Source organism: Bacillus sp. PK6-013 (assembly GCF_054161445.1).
Genome location: NZ_CP096417.1, coordinates 709516 through 729272, shown reverse-complemented (window position 1 = coordinate 729272; position 19757 = coordinate 709516). Strand labels below are relative to the sequence as shown.

Annotated in this window: 18 protein-coding genes and 2 pseudogenes; 5 read left to right on the top strand and 15 right to left on the bottom strand. The window is 45.3% G+C overall.

Translation table 11 applies throughout. From position 1 onward, the window contains the following. Window positions 1-7: 7 nt before the first annotated feature. Genes opuCC through M1E03_RS03575 form a run of 3 tightly spaced genes read right to left on the bottom strand, consistent with a single transcriptional unit; the run spans window position 8 to window position 2753 of the window. Window positions 8-925 (bottom strand): osmoprotectant ABC transporter substrate-binding lipoprotein OpuCC, encoded by a 918-nt coding sequence (gene opuCC, locus M1E03_RS03585; protein ID WP_458110677.1) that lies wholly within the window; start codon window positions 923-925, stop codon window positions 8-10. Window positions 926-938: 13 nt separating this feature from the next. Further along, complete coding sequence (locus M1E03_RS03580) at window positions 939-1592, bottom strand: ABC transporter permease (RefSeq protein ID WP_145654554.1); 654 nt, start codon at window positions 1590-1592, stop codon at window positions 939-941. 21 nt (window positions 1593-1613) lie between these two features. Continuing rightward, window positions 1614-2753 carry a betaine/proline/choline family ABC transporter ATP-binding protein gene (locus M1E03_RS03575; protein ID WP_145654555.1) on the bottom strand — a complete coding sequence of 380 codons (1140 nt, stop codon included), beginning with the start codon at window positions 2751-2753 and terminating at the stop codon, window positions 1614-1616. Window positions 2754-3010: 257 nt separating this feature from the next. On the opposite strand from M1E03_RS03575, the gene M1E03_RS03570 reads away from it, so the two are divergent. Beyond that, complete coding sequence (locus M1E03_RS03570; RefSeq protein ID WP_026580123.1) at window positions 3011-3550, top strand: GbsR/MarR family transcriptional regulator; 540 nt, start codon at window positions 3011-3013, stop codon at window positions 3548-3550. A 51-nt stretch (window positions 3551-3601) separates the two neighbouring features. Here the strand turns inward: M1E03_RS03570 and M1E03_RS03565 are convergent, their stop codons facing one another. Continuing rightward, window positions 3602-4234 (bottom strand): NAAT family transporter, encoded by a 633-nt coding sequence (locus M1E03_RS03565; protein WP_035337719.1) that lies wholly within the window; start codon window positions 4232-4234, stop codon window positions 3602-3604. Between the two features lie 155 nt (window positions 4235-4389). On the opposite strand from M1E03_RS03565, the gene M1E03_RS03560 reads away from it, so the two are divergent. Beyond that, entirely contained in the window at window positions 4390-5169 is a 780-nt protein-coding gene (locus M1E03_RS03560) for a zinc ribbon domain-containing protein (RefSeq protein WP_026580124.1), read from the top strand. A gap of 42 nt (window positions 5170-5211) precedes the next feature. On the opposite strand, the gene M1E03_RS03555 is transcribed toward M1E03_RS03560, so the two are convergent. Beyond that, complete coding sequence (locus tag M1E03_RS03555) at window positions 5212-6990, bottom strand: zinc ribbon domain-containing protein (RefSeq protein ID WP_145654556.1); 1779 nt, start codon at window positions 6988-6990, stop codon at window positions 5212-5214. Between the two features lie 130 nt (window positions 6991-7120). Next, a complete protein-coding gene (locus M1E03_RS03550; RefSeq protein ID WP_035337722.1) occupies window positions 7121-8068 on the bottom strand; it encodes an ABC transporter substrate-binding protein in 948 nt (315 codons plus the stop codon). A gap of 149 nt (window positions 8069-8217) precedes the next feature. Here M1E03_RS03550 and M1E03_RS03545 point away from each other — a divergent pair. Continuing rightward, window positions 8218-8670 (top strand): annotated as a pseudogene (locus M1E03_RS03545) (methyl-accepting chemotaxis protein); the annotation flags it as partial. 646 nt (window positions 8671-9316) lie between these two features. Continuing rightward, window positions 9317-9706, top strand: a complete 390-nt coding sequence (locus M1E03_RS03540) for a hypothetical protein (protein ID WP_020452999.1) — start codon at window positions 9317-9319, stop codon at window positions 9704-9706. Between the two features lie 302 nt (window positions 9707-10008). Here M1E03_RS03540 and M1E03_RS03535 read toward each other — a convergent pair whose 3' ends face one another. The 8 genes from M1E03_RS03535 to M1E03_RS03500 all read right to left on the bottom strand — a co-directional run bounded on the left by M1E03_RS03535 (window position 10009) and on the right by M1E03_RS03500 (window position 18131). Then, window positions 10009-10089: a putative holin-like toxin gene (locus M1E03_RS03535; protein ID WP_023856320.1), complete on the bottom strand. Its 81-nt coding sequence runs from the start codon at window positions 10087-10089 to the stop codon at window positions 10009-10011. A 197-nt stretch (window positions 10090-10286) separates the two neighbouring features. Then, on the bottom strand, window positions 10287-10919 hold the full coding sequence (locus M1E03_RS03530; RefSeq protein ID WP_023856321.1) for a type 1 glutamine amidotransferase family protein: 633 nt from the start codon (window positions 10917-10919) through the stop codon (window positions 10287-10289). A 136-nt stretch (window positions 10920-11055) separates the two neighbouring features. Beyond that, window positions 11056-12348, bottom strand: a complete 1293-nt coding sequence (gene eno / locus M1E03_RS03525) for a phosphopyruvate hydratase (protein ID WP_020453001.1) — start codon at window positions 12346-12348, stop codon at window positions 11056-11058. Between the two features lie 22 nt (window positions 12349-12370). Then, window positions 12371-13906: a 2,3-bisphosphoglycerate-independent phosphoglycerate mutase gene (gene gpmI / locus M1E03_RS03520; protein ID WP_020453002.1), complete on the bottom strand. Its 1536-nt coding sequence runs from the start codon at window positions 13904-13906 to the stop codon at window positions 12371-12373. Further along, window positions 13899-14660: a triose-phosphate isomerase gene (gene tpiA, locus M1E03_RS03515; protein ID WP_020453003.1), complete on the bottom strand. Its 762-nt coding sequence runs from the start codon at window positions 14658-14660 to the stop codon at window positions 13899-13901. Before tpiA ends, gpmI begins: the two co-directional genes overlap by 8 nt. A gap of 30 nt (window positions 14661-14690) precedes the next feature. Beyond that, window positions 14691-15875, bottom strand: coding sequence for a phosphoglycerate kinase (locus M1E03_RS03510; RefSeq protein ID WP_020453004.1), 1185 nt, complete (start codon window positions 15873-15875; stop codon window positions 14691-14693). 174 nt (window positions 15876-16049) lie between these two features. Further along, window positions 16050-17057, bottom strand: a complete 1008-nt coding sequence (gap, locus tag M1E03_RS03505) for a type I glyceraldehyde-3-phosphate dehydrogenase (RefSeq protein ID WP_020453005.1) — start codon at window positions 17055-17057, stop codon at window positions 16050-16052. Between the two features lie 33 nt (window positions 17058-17090). Then, window positions 17091-18131, bottom strand: coding sequence for a sugar-binding transcriptional regulator (locus M1E03_RS03500; protein WP_020453006.1), 1041 nt, complete (start codon window positions 18129-18131; stop codon window positions 17091-17093). A gap of 292 nt (window positions 18132-18423) precedes the next feature. Between M1E03_RS03500 and M1E03_RS03495 the strand changes: the two are divergent. Beyond that, window positions 18424-18521 (top strand): annotated as a pseudogene (locus M1E03_RS03495) (hypothetical protein); the annotation flags it as partial. An 89-nt stretch (window positions 18522-18610) separates the two neighbouring features. Here the strand turns inward: M1E03_RS03495 and M1E03_RS03490 are convergent. Beyond that, window positions 18611-19618: an LLM class flavin-dependent oxidoreductase gene (locus tag M1E03_RS03490; protein ID WP_023856322.1), complete on the bottom strand. Its 1008-nt coding sequence runs from the start codon at window positions 19616-19618 to the stop codon at window positions 18611-18613. Window positions 19619-19757: the final 139 nt, after the last annotated feature.

The following is a 19757-nucleotide window of genomic DNA, read 5'->3' as shown; positions in this document are numbered from 1 at the left end:
CCTCCTTTTACTCAAAATAATTGTGCTTCTTTAAAAATTCGGCCGCGACGACAGAAGGCTCTTTCAGTTTTCCATCAACTTCGTAATTGAGCTCCTGCATCGTTTCGGTATCGATTTTTCCGATCAGTTTATTGATGGTCTCTTTAAGCTCTGGATGTTCCTTCAGCACTTTTTCCGGCACGACCGGCGAACAGTCATACGGCGGGAAAAAGCGTTTATCGTCTTTTAACAGCTTTAAATCATAGGCTTTGATCCTGCCGTCCGTTGAATAGGCAAGAACGATATCCATTTTGCCGTTTTTGACGGCGTCATAAACGAGTCCGATCTGCATTGGAAAGGTCGAGCCGAATGAAAATCCGTATTTCTGTTTAAATCCCGGATATCCGTCGCCTTTTCGTTTCAGCCAGGCATTGTCAACGCCAAGCTTCAGTTTATCCGCGTCTTTTTTCAGATCGGATATGGTTTCATAGCTCCCTTTTTCAGCGAGTTCTTTCGTGACTGTAAAAGCGTACGTATTGTCAAATCCGTAAGAATCAAACCATTTGTAGTTGAATTTCTTTTTAAAGTCCTGCTGTACGATGTGAAGCGCTTTTTCCGGGTCTTTCTCCGCTTCCCTTCCAAGCGTGCTTGTCAGATCGGTTCCCGAATAACGCGTCGCTGAAATGTCGATGTCTCCGCCGAGCATGGCCTGGTGCTGCACATAGTTTGAGCCGAGGTTTTTGACAAGCACCGTATTGAGATCTGTATCATGCTCGATCAAAAGCGAGATCATATTGGCAAGAATTTCGGATTCGGTCAGGTTTTGCGCCCCGATTTTGATCGTTTTATCGGAAGCCCCGCCAAGACCCGGCAGCGCACAGCCGCTGATCAAAAGCGAGAAGACCAGCATGACGGCGCCGAGCCGTCTCAATTTTTTTGTTTGCATAAGAGCCAACTCCTTATGATACTTCCTTCATCCCTTTTAATCCTTGGGGCGTGACTTTGTCTTCGGTTTTCGACAGCATATAGTCGATCACAATGGCCAGTATCGTAACCGGCACCGCTCCGGCGATAATGTACTCAGGCTGGTACAGGTTGAGCCCGATAAAAATATAGTCGCCGAGTCCGCCGCCGCCGATAAAAGCCGCGAGCGTCGCCCAGCCGATTAAGTAAACGGTGGAAGTCCGGATGCCTGCCATGATCACCGGCACCGACAGCGGCAGTTCGATCAGGCGGATTTGTTCCCATGCAGTCATACCGATTCCCTTTCCTGATTCAAGCAAATTTTGATTGACGCCTTTTACGCCCGTGTAAGTGTTTCTCAGAATCGGTAGGACTGAATAGAAAAACAGCGCGACAATCGCCGGAATCTTTCCCACTCCGAGGAGCGGAATAAAAAACGCCAGAATCGCCAAACTCGGCAGCGTTTGAATGATATTAACAATTCCAATCACGATGCCGGCTCCTTTTTTCATTCTCGTTAAAACGACACCGAGCGGAACCGCGATAATGATGCCGAGCAGCACCGCAAAAATGGATATATATAAGTGCTCCCATGTTTTATAAAGCATTTCCCCGCCGTTGTTCTGGAGAAATTGGACGATCTGATTCATGATTGATGCACCTCCCTGCATTTAACGTTGGACAAGGGTTTCTTCATCTCCCCAAATCGAGTCGTACACGATGTCGACAAGGTTTGCCCTTGTGACAATTCCGACAAGGCGCCCTTCTTCATCAAGAACGGGAACATATTTGAATCCTCTTTTCAAAATTTTTCGGACGGTATCTCTGATGAGCGTGCCTTTTTGAACGGAGTAGACATTCTCATTGACAACCTCTCCGACCGTGACGGCTTTTTTCCGGTATTGATCGATGATTTCAACATCGATATATCCTTTTAAGACATTGCGTTCGTCCACAACAAGCAGTGAATCGACGCGGCGCTCCCTCATCACTTGAATCGCTTCAGTCAGGTTTTTTTCACTCGTAATCGTGACCGGATTCGGATTCATCACTTGTTCGACATGCTCGATGTCAGGACGGGACTGAAGAAGCCGTTCTTTTCCGATGAACTCCTCAACGAATTCATCCGCCGGATTCCGCAAAATGTCGTCAGGCGTTCCGACTTGAACAATCTCGCCGGCACGAAGAATCACAATTCTGTCGGCAAGCTTGATCGCTTCATCCATATCGTGGGTCACAAAGACAATCGTTTTGTCCAGCGATTTCTGCAGCTTTTTGAACTCTTCCTGAAGCGAATCACGGGTGATCGGGTCCAGCGCTCCGAACGGTTCATCCATTAAAATGAGGGGCGGCTCTGCCGCAAGCGCCCGCAGCACGCCGATTCTCTGCTGCTGTCCGCCGCTTAGTTCATGAGGATAGCGGTTCAAATATTCCGGCCCCATATCAACGAGCTGAAGCAGTTCCTCCGCCCGCTTCTTCCGCTTTTCTTCCGGCCATTTCAAAAGCCTTGGAACAAGCGTGATATTCTGCTGAATCGTCATATGGGGAAAGAGTCCGATTTGCTGAATGACATAGCCGATTTTCCGGCGCAGCTCCACCGGGTCCTGATTCATTATGTTTTCTCCGTCGATGTAAATGCTTCCTGAAGTCGGTTCAATTAAACGGTTGATCATTTTCATCGTCGTTGTCTTCCCGCAGCCGCTCGGTCCGATAAAGACGATAAATTCACCTTTTGCTATATCAAGATCAATGTTCTTGACCGCTTTTTTTCCGCCTTTATAAACCTTCGATACATTTTCTAGCTTCAGCAAAACGCACACCTCCATCTGTTTTTTTAAAATTTCAACATCTCATTTATTATAAAATACACTTTGTAAAATAAAAAGTTTACAAAGTGTTTAAATTATATATATAAGACATAAAAATATATGTTAACGGCATCAATCTGCTGGTTATTCTTAAAATTACGGCCGATTTCTTTATTTTCCTGCCGTTTTAGTGTTTTCAACCGCTAGCAAAATTATGATATATTGACAATAAAATTGGCTGCCCGAAGGGATGATGTGCTTTGGAGGAAAACGCTTTAAAGGCGATTAAACAAGCGGAAGAACATTTCATAGAAAAAATCGCGGAAAACATGAATACGTACGGTATATCATCAACTGTCGGCCGCGTGCTCGGGATTATCTATATGAACAGAAAGCCGATGACTTTAAATGAACTGTCAGAAGAAACGGGCATGAGCAAAACGAGAATGAGCCAGGTCGTCCGCGAAATGCTCGATTTAAATATAGCCGAAAAAGTTTTCGAAAAAGGCGTCCGCAAAGATTTGTACGATGTCGAACAAGATTATTACCAAACGTTTATTTCATTGTTTACGGCCAACTGGAGCAAAGTCGTCAAAAAGAACAGGATGATCGGGAAGAAAATCAGAAAAGAGCTGTTGGAAGCCCTTGAGGAAGAAGGCCTTTCACCCGAAACCGAAGCTAAAATCAACGAGCTGCTGGCAGAAACAAAACAATGGATCGATTACTGCGAGTGGCTTGACAATCTGATCGCGTTTTTGGAAAGCGAAGAAATCTTCGAGCATGTGCCGAAACCTTCATAAATCGAAAAAAAGCTGCAAAGAATAAAGCAGCTTTTTTTGCTTTTTCTCCAATCATCCCGACAAAACCGGAAACATCCCTTTTAAGCCCGTGCCGATCATGCCGACCGCCACGACCGCCAAAATCAAGCCCATCAGCCGGGTGATCACATTCATTTCCGTCTGCCCCAATTTGTTGCTGATCAGCGTCGAATAATGAAAAGCCGCAAACGTCAGCAGGAGGACGGCGGCGATGCCGATGATCATACAGCCAAAATGAACCAGGCTGCGGCTGCCGGCCGAAAGGCTCATCACCGTTGCAATCGTTCCGGGCCCCGAAATGATCGGAATGCTGAGCGGCGTCACCGAGATATCCTCTTTTTCCTTGCTCTCGCGGTGTTCATCATGATGGAGCGACTGAACATGAGACTGCTTCGCATTCAGCAGATTGTAGGCAATTCCGAAAATAAAAATACCGCCGGCAACTCGCAACGCATGGATGTTGATGTCAAAAAGCCTGAAGATGAACTCTCCGAATATGAGAAACGCGATCAGAATCAGAAACGATAAAATTGCTGCCTTTCTCGCCAATGCGGTGCGTTCTTTTGCTTCATAGCCTTCTGTGAGCGCCAAAAAGATCGGCACATTGCCTATCGGATTTGTGACGGCGAACAATGATACAAAAACATGGATGATAAAAGCAAACACGGTTTACCACTCCTTTCTTCGTAATACGGGTAATCGATTTTTACCTCCGACGTTGGCCGCTTAAACTTTCAAAAAACAATATCATCTTGCGGCACTTTCCTTTATAATAATTTTTTATAGGATAAAATAACTATTTCAAAGGAGATTTTATTTTTATGACATGTTCAAAGTGCGGCCATCAAACAGATGGCGGAAAATTTTGTGAACAGTGCGGGGCAAGCTTGGCAGGCGGCAGTGCTGACAGCAAGGCTCCCGCTGAAACGCCGCAGGCAGCGAGGTACACGGAGGCGGCGAAACAAGCGTCTTCCATGTATTTTTCCTTTTGTTTAAAGGTATTGAAACGACCGTATACCGAAATGAAAAACGCGGGGGAACAGCACGTCCTCAACAGCATCATCACAATGGTGATCTTTGCACTTACAGTGCCGCTGATGTTTTACTTCGGCCTCAAAGGCTTTTTTGACTCTCTGGGGGACTATTCCGGATTATTCGGCCGATCCTACGCAATGCCGACATTTTTTGATATCGTCGTCAAGCCCGCTTTTACCTTTGCTATTTATATTTTCTTATTATTTGTTTTTACATACGCAGGTGTGCGCATTCGAGGTGTGCAAGCGACATTTAAGGAAGTGCTCGGACGGTTTGGAACGGTGCTTGTTCCTTTCGTCGCACTTCTGCTCGCCGCATTGCTCTTATCATTCATGCAAACGGGTTTGTTTGTATACATTCTTTTCTTTGCCCTTTGCGGTATCGCCTTTTTAATTCCGCCGGCTGTCATCTTGAGCTACCACGAAAAAGCGGCAGGCGCTGTTGATACGATTTACGCGACGCTGATCGTCTATTTGCTGACATTTATGTCTGTGCGGATCATGGGAGATTTGTTTCTTGAATATTTCGGAAGGATCGGAGGCTCTATATTAGGGCGGCTGTTTTAGTGAAGTAAAAAGCCTTTTTCCTCAAAGGAAAAAGGCTTTTTTTTATTCTATTGACGTCAAGAGCAATTGTCCGTTCTCGATGGAGGCATGATATGTCCAATGGTACGTTTTTAACTGTTTTTTTCCGCCTTTAATGATATTGATTTTCTCCGTTGTCTTAATCGTTGCCTCCCGCCCGTTTTGCTTCCAGCTGTTTACGCTGAAATCTGCAACTTCTTCCTGCGTCCCGCTGCTGTGCAGTTTAGTGACAAGTTTCTTTTGATCGTTGTACAGCGGACTTCCTTCTTTCAAGCTATCGCGGACAAGGCCGAAATTGTTTGTGTTGATGGCGCCTTGAAGACCGTATAAATACGTTTCAATGGCGGAAGCAACCTTTTGATCAGTGAGCTCTTCATCTGCTGATGCATTGTTCACAGCTCCTTTTGCCGAAGCCCATGCCGATGTGTATTCCTTCGGATTGTCATTTTTGATTTCTTTTTGATGTTCGATATTGATAACGGCTTCAGGATCGCTTTTTTCGACGAACCACTTTTTCTTGCTTTCTGAATAGACCAGTGTGTACGTATAGCCGTTATCGTTTTCTTCCAGTTCAGGGGCACTGTAGTCGTCATAATAAGCCGATTTATGCTTTTCAATCCCTTTAACCTCTGTTTTCCATTGCCCGTCTTCTTTGTACAGCCGAAACGAATCAAGATCAAATACGGTAGATAAGTAGGTGCCTTTATAGTAGGTGCTGCTGCTTTTCAGCCCGTCCGTGACCTCTTTCAGGCTAGTTTGATAAGACGTCGCGGCCCGTGTCATGCCGCTGACATCGCCGCTTGCAAAGGCCTTTGCTGCTTCTTTTGTATGACTGACGACCGTGGTCATCATCTCATCCATAAATTCCTTGTCTGAAGCAAGATTGACTTCGATTTCCCCGCTTTCAATCGGCGTTTTTTCGCTTTTCAGCTTCCCCCACGGAAATTGCGCCTCAACCGCAGCAGTCATTGAACCGTCAGTCAGCACGGGTCCGAATTCAGTTCCTTTGAACGGGTTGATCTTCATCTCCTGATCATTGATCCAGAGCGTTCCTTTCAAGTTTTCATAGCCTTCTCCAAAGACGAGCTTTGCCATGTGCCCGTCAAGGTCCGCATTAACCTTCACATCACCTTGGAGGGCAGTGACCTTTTCCGCTTTTTCAAGGTCGGCGATTCCGCTTTTCAGCTTTGCCTTCACCTCGTAAATACCGGGAACAAACGGGCCGATTTTTTTCTCGAAGTTTTCTTTTTCTGTTGTGATGACCTTCTCACCGTTAACAAACAGGCCGGTATCTTTATAGTTTGTCTTAACCGTTAAATAGACAGGCGCCGTGTTCAAGACATAGTTGTCATAGATCCAAAAACGTCTGCCCTTTTTTTCGATCGTCATCAATGGATGGCCGGCACCGCTCTTTAAGGATGAGATCAGCTCTTTTTCTTCATCCGGATGTTCTTTCAAATAATCGAGGAGCGGCTTGACGTTTTTCTCCGTGACAGCCAGATCCACGTCTGATGATTGAAGCAGTTTTGCTGCTTTCTTGGCATCTTTCTGATCGAGGGCAGCTTCAAAATCGGAAATCAGTTTTTCCTTTGAAGTGAGTGCTTCACCGGTTTTATAGCCGGCAAACAATAAAATCAAGCAGGCCGCGATTGCTGCCATGATGATGATTCTTTTTCGTGTCATCGCACGCTGATACCCCGCCGCCGGATCGGAAGCTCGTTCCTCGTCCGCCCGTGCGCCGCAATGCTTGCAATACAGCGCATTTTTTGTTCGTTCCCTTCCACATTCCTTGCAAAAATTCATGACTTTCCTCCTATCAAACTTAAACCTCGTTAGTCATTTTATACTATATTTATCGTAAGAAGGGAGTTAATCTTAAGGCAGCATCAAAAAAAGCCAAACGAATGCGCTGATCCGTTTGACTTTTTTTTCATTATTTTAAAAAGTATTTTTCGATATCATCAAGCATCAGATTCGCTGCAAGGACGCCCCCGGCTGTATTCCAGACGGCATCGCTCACTTTATGGACGTTTCCTTTTTTGGAGACGCTTAAATTTTTAAAGAGCGGATCGTTGATATAGTCTTTCTCAATGGCGCTTGCTTTGTCATCGCCTGTCTCATACGTGTAATAAAAAAGCACGTCTCCATCCATATCAGGAATTTGCTCCTTTGTCACTTCCATTTGTCCGAGATCGTTGGCTTCCTGGCCTTTAGGCCTTGCAAAACCGAGCTGATCCAAAACCGTTCCGGCAAACGATCCCTTGTGATAGATGCGGGTATCGGCATCTGTAAAGCGGACGAGAGAGACTTTTTGCTTCACTTTATCGCCGAGCTTTTCATGAATGTCTTCAACACGCTTGTCAAAGTCAGCGATGACTTTTTCGCCTTCTGCTTTTTTATTGAGCGCCTCGGCTGTCAGCTTAAAGTTGTCTTTCCATTCCCCTGACAATGTCTCGGCAAATACGGTCGGCGCGATGGCTTTCAGCTTGTCGTATACTTCTTCTTGGCGGATTTTGTTGCCGATGATGAGGTCAGGGTTCAGGCTCGCGATTTTTTCAATATTCGGCGCAGCTTCCGTTCCGACGTTCTCTACGCCTTTCATTTTATCTTTAATATGATCATACCATGGATCTCCCAGCCAGGATTGAACGGCGCCGATAGGTTTAACACCCAGGGCGAGCACTGCTTCTGTCGCTTCATTCGTCAGCACAACGACTTTTTTCGGAGTGCCGTCAATTGTCGCTGTTCCCATTGCGTGCTTTACAGTATAGGAATCTTTGCTGTCGTTCTTCTCCGCAGCTTGTTCTTTCTCTTGATTTCCACAGGCGGCTAATACAAGGAAAAGCGCAGCGAACAGCGCAAACCATTTAAAACGTTTCATGATATGCTGTATCCCCTTTTCTCAAATGATTTTCATTATCAATTAGATTATATAATGAAACAACCCAAAGTCAATATGAAATTCCTATAAATCTGCTTTGGATGATGCTGAAGACCGTTTTTAAGCTGTTATACAGGTGGGATTATCCAGTGGAAGCGGCGAGAGCTGGTGAATCAGGAAAAGGGTTCGCCGTCGTGGCTGAGGAAGTCCGCAAGCTTGCCGAGGAAACAAAAAATGCTTCGACTGATATTTCAGCTACCATCCACTCAATACAAGACGGGATAACCCATTCAGTCGAATCGATGAAAGACAGCCAGCAAGCTGCACATACAGGCATCGAAAAAGTCAAACAAACGGGGCAGTCCTTTACAAGCATCCATCAATCTATCCATGATGTGACAGCAAATATTCAGCTTATCAAAGATGATATCCAAGCTGTTGAAGAACATACAAAACAAATGCGCGATATCGTCAAACAAGTGCACGATTATTCAGTGAACACAAACGAAAACCTAAACAATTCATCCGCTTTAACAGAGGAGCAGTCATCGATTACGGCAGAAATCGCCAAAGCATCAGAAGACCTGGCGGTTATAGCGTAGGACCTTCAAGAAAAGATTTCTCAGTTTAAAATGTAGAGCAATTAAATAACACCCTCGCTTAAAAGACGCAAGGGTGTTATTTTTATTTTGAAGATAAGTAAAAAAATCATAAAGTGATACATAATGTCCAACACATTTAAGTCCATTGAATGTAGTATGTATGATTTATTTTTTATGCTTTGTCAAAAAAATAACCAAATAGAACATTTAACAGTACTCTCATCTTGACAGCCAAATAGTTAGAATCCTGTACGTGGCATAGATGTTTAATTAAAAGATCACTCTATTTATTGTTTATCTTTTTGTATCGAATATAAAAAGAAAGATCTATTAACGATCCAAGCATTATTCCTATAGAAAGACCATACGATAAAATATTAAAAACGACTCCAAGGAAAAGCCCTAAACAAAAACCGATTACAAGAAATACCGCGCCATCCCCTTTATAATGTTTCAAATTAAACAGCTCCTTAAATGTATAAGTTAATTATAGCATATTCTCCCAAAAATTCTTTTAATACCATGAAACTCCATTCAACTATTTTTTCTTAATAAAACAATAGTTTTTTAGTTCAAACACTAAGATAATTATTCCGCTTTTACTTTTGAATACTTATAGTGTATATTTTCAAGTGGAGGGATTTAAATGAAAAATTTGGCTTTATCCATTCTCTATCTTTTAGGATTTGTGATGTTAAGCAGCTGGTCGGCTTCATTTGGAGAAATGTTCGGAGTCAATGTTTCAGCTATACCTCAGTTTATTTTAGCGATGCTGTTCACACTTATCATAGGAGGCTATACGGGTCTTCCTTTAATTTATATCAAATTCAAAAGATCTGAAACGTTGTTTTTCACGAATCAAAAGGTCTTCCTCATCACCTTAGGATTGGGTGTGCTGCTTTCCTGCGCGGCTTACAGCCTTCAGCAAACGCTCTCTTCCATTGCGATTGCACTGCTGTCGATCATTGGTTTTTTGATCATTGGCATTAGCGGTTTTCTTCCCGCCTGGCTTCTGAAACCTGTGAAAAGTCTGTGATAACGGGTGGGCTTTTTCTTAGGCTGAAGGGTTGTTGGAGCCCAAGGTTATAAACAGTGCTAGACAAAATGGGGCAGAAAATACCTTTCCGATTCATAAAAACAACAATTTGCTATCACCATTTACAAATTAATGAAAATTCCTTATGATATAGATGTAATCTCAGAAAGCATGTTGTATATACTAAGAAGCGAAGTGCTCCAACACTTCGGCTTGTACAAAAAGCCGGCCCTTCGAAGGGGCTTGCTCAGATTGATCTAAAATAGACCACTCCCTATCACTTTCCAGGCTCAAGGGGCGGTCTATTTTTCTGTGTTCTTTGACAACATGGCAATCAGCATGCCAAAAGCAATCATTAAAGAGATTGTTTCATAAGCTGTCACTTTTATCACCCCCTTTCAGAAGGGGATGAGCAAGACTTCCCTTGAGTGAGCAAAGCTTTTTATACGAGGTAGATTATACCATACCAAACAGAGTGTTAAATAAAATAAAAAACCCTTTTCCCTCATGAAATTTGCTTTTCCACCGAAAAAAATGCTCCTCCAGCGTCTAAAGCATCGTTCTCCTCATGGTCTTTGAGCTACTTATTGATCGAGTTCATTAACGTGAAGAAATATTCAGGTTGGCCGGTCTTATTGAGCTGATACCATGAATCCAATGTATCCGGTGCAAACACGTCTAATTTTTTCAGCACTTCCCTCGCGAATTCAAGAGGAGCCGTTCCTGATGCAGTAACCAGATTCTCATCAGATACCGCTGGCTCCATCTCATAAAATGGTTCTCCTTTATAATGGGGACAGACCATTTTCATATATGCCAGGTCATTGCTTGTATGCTTTCTTGAATTCAAGTATCCGTTATTCGCCAGTCCCGCAGTTGCGCCGCAAATTGCGGCAACCATCGCGCCAAGCTCTAAAGCTTCGCCGGCCTTTTTTAAGATCGGCAGATGAATCTCTTCTCCCCAAGTATTCCCTCCGGGTAAAATTAAAAGATCCGTACTCGCAAGCGTCCACTCATCAAGTGAGATATCCGGTTTGATGCGCAGCCCTCCCATCGTCGTCACCATTTCTTTAGTCACTCCTATTGTCATGACTTTTAAAGGTGCTGCATCTTTTTTGAAATATCTTCCCGAGTTCAGTTCGGCCATTAAATATCCATATTCCCAATCCGACATTGTAGGAAATGCATAAAGATAAACTGTTTTCGACTGCATCCATAACACTCCAATCTCAATTGATACAGCCTATTATAGTCAAAAACCCTGACAGCTCTTGTCAGGGTAAAGAAAAAATTAAGCTTTCACACAAAAAAGAGCTTGGCCGCATCAGCAGCCAAGCTTTTTTTTATGCTTACTTATTCAAGTTGTAGAAAGATTGAATACCATGGTATTGAGCAGTTTCAGCCAACTGATCTTCGATGCGAAGAAGCTGGTTGTATTTCGCAACACGGTCCGTACGGGACGGAGCACCTGTTTTGATTTGTCCTGCGTTTGTTGCCACAGCGATGTCAGCGATTGTGCTGTCTTCAGTTTCACCAGAACGGTGAGAGATAACAGCAGTGTAGCCTGCGCGTTTCGCCATTTCGATCGCATCGAATGTTTCAGTCAATGTACCGATTTGGTTTACTTTGATCAGGATAGAGTTGCCGACGCCGTTTTTGATGCCTTCAGCAAGTTTTTTCGTGTTTGTAACGAAAAGGTCATCACCGACAAGCTGAACTTTTGAGCCAAGACGCTCAGTCAGAAGTTTGTGGCCTTCCCAGTCGTTTTCGTCAAGTCCGTCTTCGATAGAGATGATTGGGTATTTAGAAACCATTTCTTCGTACCAGTCAACCATTTCAGCAGATGTTTTCACAACGCCTTCGCCGGACAGATGGTATTTGCCGTCTTCTTTGTTGTAGAACTCAGAAGATGCAGCATCCATAGCCAATTTCACTTCTTCGCCAGGTTTGAAGCCGGCTTTTTCAATCGCTTCAACGATTGTTTGAAGCGCTTCTTCGTTAGAACCAAGGTTTGGAGCGAATCCGCCTTCATCACCTACAGCAGTGTTCATTCCTTTAGCAGAAAGAACTGATTTCAAGCTGTGGAAAATTTGTGCTCCCATGCGAAGTGCTTCGCGGAAGTTTTCCGCACCGACAGGCATGATCATGAATTCTTGAATGTCAACGTTGTTGTCCGCATGCTCTCCGCCGTTTACGATGTTCATCATCGGTACTGGGAGCGTTTTAGAGTTGAATCCTCCAAGGTATTGGTATAGAGGAATCTGTAAGAAATCCGCAGCTGCGCGGGCAACGGCCATTGATACGCCAAGGATGGCGTTGGCGCCGAGCTTGCCTTTATTTTCAGTTCCGTCAAGTTCGATCAGCAATTTGTCGATTGATACTTGCTCTGTCACATCAAAGCCGATAAGCTCAGGTGCGATGATTTCGTTTACGTTGTTAACGGCTGTTAAAACGCCTTTTCCAAGGTAGCGGTCTTTGTCGCCGTCGCGAAGCTCAACAGCTTCGTATTCACCAGTGGAAGCTCCGCTTGGAACAAGCGCGCGTCCAAAAGCTCCTGATTCAGTGTATACTTCAACTTCAACCGTCGGGTTACCGCGGGAGTCTAATACTTCACGTGCATAAACATCAACAATGTATGGCATGTTTGTTTCTCTCCTTTAAAGCTTATTTTTGAATTAATGACGATCCTGTCATTTCTTTCGGTTTTTCAACACCCAGCAAGTCTAAAAGAGTTGGCGCCAGATCCCCGAGGATTCCGCCTTCTCTTAATGTCACGCCTTCTTTTGTGACGATGACAGGAACCGGATTTGTCGTATGTGCGGTGTGCGGCTTGCCTTCTTCGGTAATCAGCACGTCTGCGTTACCGTGGTCGGCCGTAATAATCGCGTGGCCGCCTTTTGCAAGAATCGCATCAACGACTTCGCCGAGGCACTCGTCAACCGCTTCGATTGCTTTGACCGTCGGCTCGACTTTTCCTGAATGTCCGACCATGTCAGGGTTGGCAAAGTTGAGGATGATCGCGTTATGGTTTTCAGCCTCAATTTCTTTGACAAGCGCATCTTTTACTTCATATGCGCTCATTTCAGGTTTCAAGTCGTATGTTGCAACTTTAGGCGAGTCGATTAAGATTCGCTCTTCGCCCGGGAATTTCTCTTCGCGTCCGCCGCTCATAAAGAACGTAACATGCGGATATTTTTCAGTTTCAGCGATGCGAAGCTGCTTCAGCCCGTTTTGGGATAAAACTTCGCCGACTGTGTTGTCGAGATTGACCGGTTTGAATGCCACGTACCCGTCAACCGTTTCACTGAAATGTGTCAAGCAGACGAAATGAAGGTTTTTCGGATGCTTGTCTCCGCGGTCGAAATCGCGGAAGTCATCATTGGTGAACGTGTTGGAAATCTGGATCGCCCGGTCAGGTCTGAAGTTGTAGAAAATGACCGCATCGTTGTCCTTGATTGTCGCAACAGGCTCGCCGTTTTCTTTCGTGATGACGGAAGGAATGACGAATTCATCGTAAATTCCGTTTTCATAAGAATCTTTCACGACATCGAGCGGATTTTCATATTTCGGTCCTTCTCCGTATGCCATGGCGCGGTACGCTTTTTCGACGCGGTCCCAGCGCTTGTCTCGGTCCATTGAATAATAGCGGCCTGACAATGTTGCGATCTCGCCGACGCCGATTTCTTCGATTTGCTCCTGAAGCTCTTTGATGTACTTCTCAGCTGTTTGCGGGCCTACATCGCGGCCGTCAAGGAAGCCGTGAATATAGACGTTTTCAACGCCTTCTTTTTTCGCAAGCTTCAAGAGTGCGTACAAATGTTGAATGTGGCTGTGTACTCCGCCGTCAGACAGCAGTCCGAACAAGTGGAGGTTTGTGCCTTTTTCTTTGACGTGTTTCATCGCGTCTAAAAACGTTTCGTTCCGCTCAAATTCGCCTTCACGGATTGCGACGTTGACGCGCGTCAGGCTTTGATAGACGATCCGTCCGGCGCCAATGTTCAAGTGGCCGACTTCAGAGTTTCCCATTTGTCCTTCGGGAAGTCCGACCGCTTCGCCTGAAGCTGTCAGCGTCTGATGCGGATACTTGTTCCAATAGCGGTCAAAGTTCGGTTTCTTCGCTTGGGCTACGGCGTTTCCGACTGTTTCGTCCCTTAGTCCAAACCCATCCAAAATGATGAGTGCGGCCAATTTATTACTCATATTGACCTGCCTCCAGTAATTGCACGAAAGACTGCGGCTCAAGGCTTGCTCCGCCGACAAGAGCGCCGTCGATATCGGATTCGGCCATATATTCTTTAATGTTCGCAGGTTTTACGCTTCCACCGTACTGAATGCGGACGCTGTCTGCTGCAGCTTGTCCGAATTCTGATGCAACGGTTTTGCGGATGTGCGCGCATACTTCGTTTGCATCTTGTGCAGTTGAAGATTTGCCGGTTCCAATCGCCCAGATCGGCTCATAAGCGATCACGGAAGCAGCTACCTGTTCAGTTGTTAAACCTGCAAGTGCTTTTTTCACTTGGTCTGCAACAAGCTCGTTTGTTTTGTTTGCTTCACGCTCTTCAAGCGTTTCACCTACGCAGATGATCGGCACGATGCCATATTTGAATGCAGCATGCGCTTTTTTGTTGACCGTTTCATCCGTTTCAGCAAACATTTCGCGGCGCTCGGAGTGGCCGATGACGCAGTATTCAACTCCGAGGTCTTTCAAAGCCGCAGGGCTGATTTCACCCGTGAAAGCACCGCTTTCTTCAAAGTGCATGTTTTGCGCGCCGACTTTCAGATCTGTACCTTTAACAGCTGATGCAAGCTTTTCAAGGAACAGTGCAGGCGCACAGACAACAGCTTCTGCTTTATCTGCTGCGGGAATGGAAGATTTCACTTCTTCAACGAAGCTGACAGCTTCTGAAAGCACTTTATTCATCTTCCAGTTACCGGCTATTATTGGTTTTCTCATGTGCTCCACTCCTTATGCTGTATATTTTGCTTACTTGTCGTTCAATGCTTTGACGCCAGGAAGTTCTTTTCCTTCCATAAACTCAAGGGAAGCTCCGCCGCCTGTTGAAATGTGGCTCATTTTGTCAGCAAGGCCGAACTTTTCTACAGCAGCTGCAGAGTCTCCGCCGCCGATGACAGAGTATGTATCTTTTGCCTCTGCTAAAGCTTCAGCGACAGCTTTTGTTCCTTTAGCGAACGCATCGAGTTCGAATACACCCATCGGTCCGTTCCAAACAACAAGCTTGCTGTTTTTAATGACGTCAGCATATGTTTTTCTTGTTTCCTCCCCGATGTCAAGGGCTTCCCAGTCGCTAGGGATTTCGCTGACCGGCACGACTTTCGTGTTGGCGTCGTTTGAAAAATCGTCAGCAACAAGCACGTCTGTAGGCATGTAGAAGTTCACGCCTTTTTCTTTGGCGCGGTCCATGAAAGATTTAGCCAATTCAATTTTATCTTCTTCAAGCAGGGATTTTCCTACTTCATGGCCCAGCGCTTTAACGAACGTGTAAGCAAGACCGCCGCCGATGATCAGGTTGTCTACTTTCTCAAGAAGACTTTCGATCACGCCGATTTTGTCTTTTACTTTTGCGCCGCCGATGATCGCTGTAAACGGACGTTCAGGGTTAGACAGTGCTTTGCCCAGCACTTCAAGCTCTTTTTCCATGAGGAAGCCTGCAACAGCCGGAAGGTGTTCAGCGATACCTGCTGTTGAAGCATGGGCACGGTGAGCCGCCCCGAATGCATCATTGACATAAACGTCAGCCAGGTCGGCAAACGCTTTAGACAGCTCAGGATCATTCTTTTCTTCTCCCGGATAGAAGCGGACATTTTCCAATACGAGAATATCTCCGTCTTTCATTTCGGAAATTTGCGCTTTTACGGCGTCGCCGTAAGCTTCATCCGCTTTTTTCACTTCTTTGCCGATCAGTTCGCCGAGGCGTGCGGCTACCGGCGTTAAGCGAAGCTCTTCTGAAACCTGGCCTTTCGGACGGCCCAAGTGGCTTGCAAGAAGAACTTTCGCTCCCTGCTCTGTTAAGTATTGAATCGTCGGAAGTGCGGCGCGGATTCTCGTATCATCCGTCACTTTTCCGTCCTTCATCGGAACGTTAAAGTCAACACGGCAGAAAACAACACGGCCTTTTACATCAATGTCTTTTACTGATTTTTTGTTCATGGCTTTTAGGAGATCCTCCTTTTAATGTTTTACAAGCCTGAAAACGGAAATCCCCGGGCGGCTTAATTGGCGCCGATATGGAAAAAGGGAAAGGGAGTGTGTGTCCCCTTCCCTTGTCCGCTTTCATTATAGCGCTTCTCTCATCAAGAACCAAGTCTGATTCTGGTTTCCGGATTAAAGACCTTGTTTTGCGATGTAAGCGGCAAGGTCAACTACACGGTGAGAATATCCGCTTTCGTTGTCATACCAAGAAATAACTTTAACCATGCTGCCTTCCATAACCATTGTAGAAAGAGCATCGATTGTAGAAGAGTTTGCATTGCCGTTGTAGTCTTTAGAAACAAGCGGCTCTTCGCTGTAGCCAAGAACGCCTTGAAGTTCGCCTTCTGCTGCTTCTTTAAACGCTGCGTTTACTTCTTCTGCTGTTACTTCTTTGTCAAGTTCAGCAACCAGGTCAACAAGTGATACGTTTGGTGTTGGAACACGCATTGCTCCGCCGTTCAGTTTTCCTTTCAATTCAGGAAGTACAAGAGAAACGGCTTTCGCTGCACCAGTTGTTGTAGGAATGATGCTTTCAGCTGCCGCACGCGCACGACGGTAGTCTTTGTGCGGAAGATCCAGGATTTGCTGATCGTTTGTGTAAGAGTGAACAGTTGTCATCATACCGCGTTTGATGCCGAATTTGTCGTTCAGAACTTTTGCAAACGGCGCAAGGCAGTTTGTTGTGCAAGATGCGTTAGAGATTACATCGTGGTTAGCCGCATCGTATTTATCTTCGTTAACACCCATAACGATTGTAATATCTTCTTCACTCGCAGGAGCTGAGATGATAACTTTTTTCGCGCCGGCTTCCAAATGTTTCGCCGCGTCTGCGCGTTTTGTGAAGAAACCAGTAGATTCAACTACGATTTCAACGCCTTGTTTGCCCCAGCTAAGTTTAGAAGGATCGCGCTCTGCTGTAACTTGGATTGTTTGACCGTTAACAACTAGGTTGTTTCCGTCAACAGAAACCTCTGCGTCCAATTTTCCGTGTACTGAATCATATTGTAATAGGTGAGCAAGCATGTTAGCGTCTGTCAAATCGTTAACTGCTACAACCTCAACTTCAGGATTATTTAATGCTGCGCGGAATACATTGCGTCCAATACGACCAAAACCATTAATACCGACTTTTACTGCCATGATGATTTCCTCCTTTAAGTAAATAAGAGATATTTAATTTATATTGAGGGAAGAAGCTTCCCTTAATAACTGTTTCGCGGCTCCTTCATCAGTGATCAAAACCGTGTTGCGCGGCTTTTTGAAGTACGCCTCTATCGCGTCCGCTTTTGACGAGCCTCCCGCCACCGCAATGATGTTCGGGATTGAATCAAGATCTTCGAGCTGGATGCCAACGCTGTGCACTTTGTGAATGACTTCTCCGTGGCGGTCGAAATAGTAGCCGAACGCTTCTGCAACCGCTTCATTTTCTTCTATTTTCTTCAAATCTTCCTTCGGTGTATTTCTTCGTTCTGCCATTGTTTTAGCATCCCCGATTCCATGGATCACCATACTGGACGATTGAATTGTCTGAAGCACTTCTTTAATAGAAGGCTCTTCAATGATAGAAGAATATGCTTCTTTGCTCAGCTCACCCGGCACAAATAACAGTCTGTATGTACCGGAAGCTTTTTCAGCCATATGGGCGCAAATCGTATTGGCCTGATTCCTGACGTTTTCGCCGAGCCCGCCTCTTGCCGGAACAAAAAGCAGCTTGCGGTTTTTCGAGTCAGGCGTCATCATTTCTGCCACGGCCTCAAGCGTCGTACCTCCGGTTACGGCGACGATATTTTCCCCCGTAAACCTGTTTTTCATGCATGCGACGGCCGCTCTCCCCATCTCTTTTTTGACCCATGGGGACTGGTCGCTGTCTCCCGATACAATGATGACTTCGTCGAGGTTCAACCTCTCTTTTAATGTATTTTCCAAATGGGTTAAACCTAAAACATCCTTCATCGTATCTTCGAGAACTTTCAGCAGGTTGGATCCTTCAAGTGTCAATATCATGCCGGTTGTTTTAATCTCTAGTAGATTTTGTTCTTTTAAAAACTGAACCTCCGCCCTTAAAATCCGCTCGCTGATGCCGAGGCTGGCGGCAAGGCTTCTTCTGCCGATCGGTTCAGTCAGCCTTATGTACTGCAAAATTTTGTACCTTTTCTGCATGACATCGAGAAGATCCGGCAATAATTTTTTTTGAGCCTGTATTAGTTGATTCATGCCAAAACGTTCCTTTCATCTCATCCTGGACAAATAATGTCCCGTAGTGACTGAAAACGTCCCACCTCAGCCAAAAAAAATTGCTCCTGCTTACATTCCTTATTGTAACAGGGTTAAAATGTTTATTCAACTGTTAAGAATCAATTCTTCGACAACATTCGCGCGAATGTTCACACATCTGTATTAATTATTGTCCCTGTTGATTTCTATACTATACATATTTCATGAAAACGTGCCTCAATGAAAAAAAACTATGAATGCCATTGCGTATTACGGACCGGAAATATTCAAAATGAATCTGGCTGTCCAATGTTCTGGGACGTTTGAATGGGGTGTAATACCGGATGGAGGTCGATGCTCGCGTACAGGATGGTACCGTCCCTCATCTTCGTCTATTTTCAAAAATAAATATATTGCTAAAGTACGTACTCAAAAAAAAAGCAACGGGCGGTTTTTCCGTTCCGTTGCTTTGTTGCCGTTTATCCATTTTTCCAGACATCTGCAATGATTTCAAACGAGCGAAGTCTATCAGCATGGTCAAACGTTTCTGAATTGATCATGATCTCGTCCGCCTGAGTCGTACGGATGAATTCTTCAAGCTTTTCTTTCACAGTGTCCGGCCCACCGATGATCGTTGAGCTGAGCTGCTCATTCACCATCGCTTTTTCACGCGGCGTCCAAATCTGATCCATATCATCTACAGGCGGCTTAAGCTGAGTCGGGGCGCCGCGGACAAGATCCAAAAACTTCTGATAGTGCGATGTTGCAAGGCGCTGCGCTTGCGCGTCCGTATCGGCTGCGATCACGGTCACCCCGACCATCGCATAAGGCTCCTCCAAGACGCCCGGCTTAAACGAGCTGCGGTACAGTTCCAAGGCAGGCAGCGTATTGGCCGGCGAAAAATGAGCCGCAAATGCAAACGGCAAACCGAGTTCCCCGGCAAGCCGGGCGCTGAATCCGCTTGAACCGAGAAGCCAAATCGGCACATCAAGCCCTTCGCCCGGTATGGCGCGCACGTGATTTCTTACATTGCCGGACGGCTTAAAATACTGGCGGAGTTCTTCAAGCTGCTCGGGAAAATCCTCCCCGCTGCTTATATTTCTTCTTAATGCGCGGGCGGTTAATTGATCCGTACCCGGAGCGCGCCCCAGTCCTAAATCGATTCTGCCTGGATAAAGGGATTCAAGCGTTCCGAACTGTTCGGCGATAACGAGCGGGGAATGGTTCGGCAGCATAATCCCTCCCGAACCGATGCGCATCTTCTTGGTGCCCCCGGCGATATAACCGATCAAAACAGAGGTAGCCGAGCTCGCAACGCCTTCGATATTATGGTGTTCAGCCAGCCAGAACCTGTGGTATCCCCATCTTTCGGCATGCTGCGCCAAATCCATAGATTGTTTAAAAGATTGTCCCGCATCTCCGCCTTGTACGATAGGAGACAGATTTAATACGGAATACTTCGTATTTTTGAAATGCTGTTTTGACATTGTCTTTCCTTCTTCCTGAAGTGTAGTGGTCATGTAATTAGACGATAACATAATCGTTCAGGTGAATAAAAGAAATTAGTTCGAAAAAAATCGAACTAATGTGTTAAAAGCTTGCCTCCCTGCGGAGGCAAGCCTTTTT

Excerpts from the sequence above, each read along its gene's own strand:
- opuCC (WP_458110677.1), bottom strand. The coding sequence starts at position 925 with ATGCAAACAAAAAAATTGAGACGGCTCGGCGCCGTCATGCTGGTCTTC.
- M1E03_RS03540 (WP_020452999.1), top strand. The coding sequence starts at position 9,317 with ATGAAAAATTTGGCTTTATCCATTCTCTATCTTTTAGGATTTGTGATG.
- M1E03_RS03580 (WP_145654554.1), bottom strand. The coding sequence starts at position 1,592 with ATGAATCAGATCGTCCAATTTCTCCAGAACAACGGCGGGGAAATGCTT.
- M1E03_RS03490 (WP_023856322.1), bottom strand. The coding sequence starts at position 19,618 with ATGTCAAAACAGCATTTCAAAAATACGAAGTATTCCGTATTAAATCTG.
- M1E03_RS03530 (WP_023856321.1), bottom strand. The coding sequence starts at position 10,919 with ATGCAGTCGAAAACAGTTTATCTTTATGCATTTCCTACAATGTCGGAT.
- M1E03_RS03555 (WP_145654556.1), bottom strand. The coding sequence starts at position 6,990 with ATGAATTTTTGCAAGGAATGTGGAAGGGAACGAACAAAAAATGCGCTG.
- M1E03_RS03500 (WP_020453006.1), bottom strand. The coding sequence starts at position 18,131 with ATGAATCAACTAATACAGGCTCAAAAAAAATTATTGCCGGATCTTCTC.
- M1E03_RS03550 (WP_035337722.1), bottom strand. The coding sequence starts at position 8,068 with ATGAAACGTTTTAAATGGTTTGCGCTGTTCGCTGCGCTTTTCCTTGTA.
- M1E03_RS03560 (WP_026580124.1), top strand. The coding sequence starts at position 4,390 with ATGACATGTTCAAAGTGCGGCCATCAAACAGATGGCGGAAAATTTTGT.
- M1E03_RS03510 (WP_020453004.1), bottom strand. The coding sequence starts at position 15,875 with ATGAACAAAAAATCAGTAAAAGACATTGATGTAAAAGGCCGTGTTGTT.
- gpmI (WP_020453002.1), bottom strand. The coding sequence starts at position 13,906 with ATGAGTAATAAATTGGCCGCACTCATCATTTTGGATGGGTTTGGACTA.
- tpiA (WP_020453003.1), bottom strand. The coding sequence starts at position 14,660 with ATGAGAAAACCAATAATAGCCGGTAACTGGAAGATGAATAAAGTGCTT.
- gap (WP_020453005.1), bottom strand. The coding sequence starts at position 17,057 with ATGGCAGTAAAAGTCGGTATTAATGGTTTTGGTCGTATTGGACGCAAT.
- eno (WP_020453001.1), bottom strand. The coding sequence starts at position 12,348 with ATGCCATACATTGTTGATGTTTATGCACGTGAAGTATTAGACTCCCGC.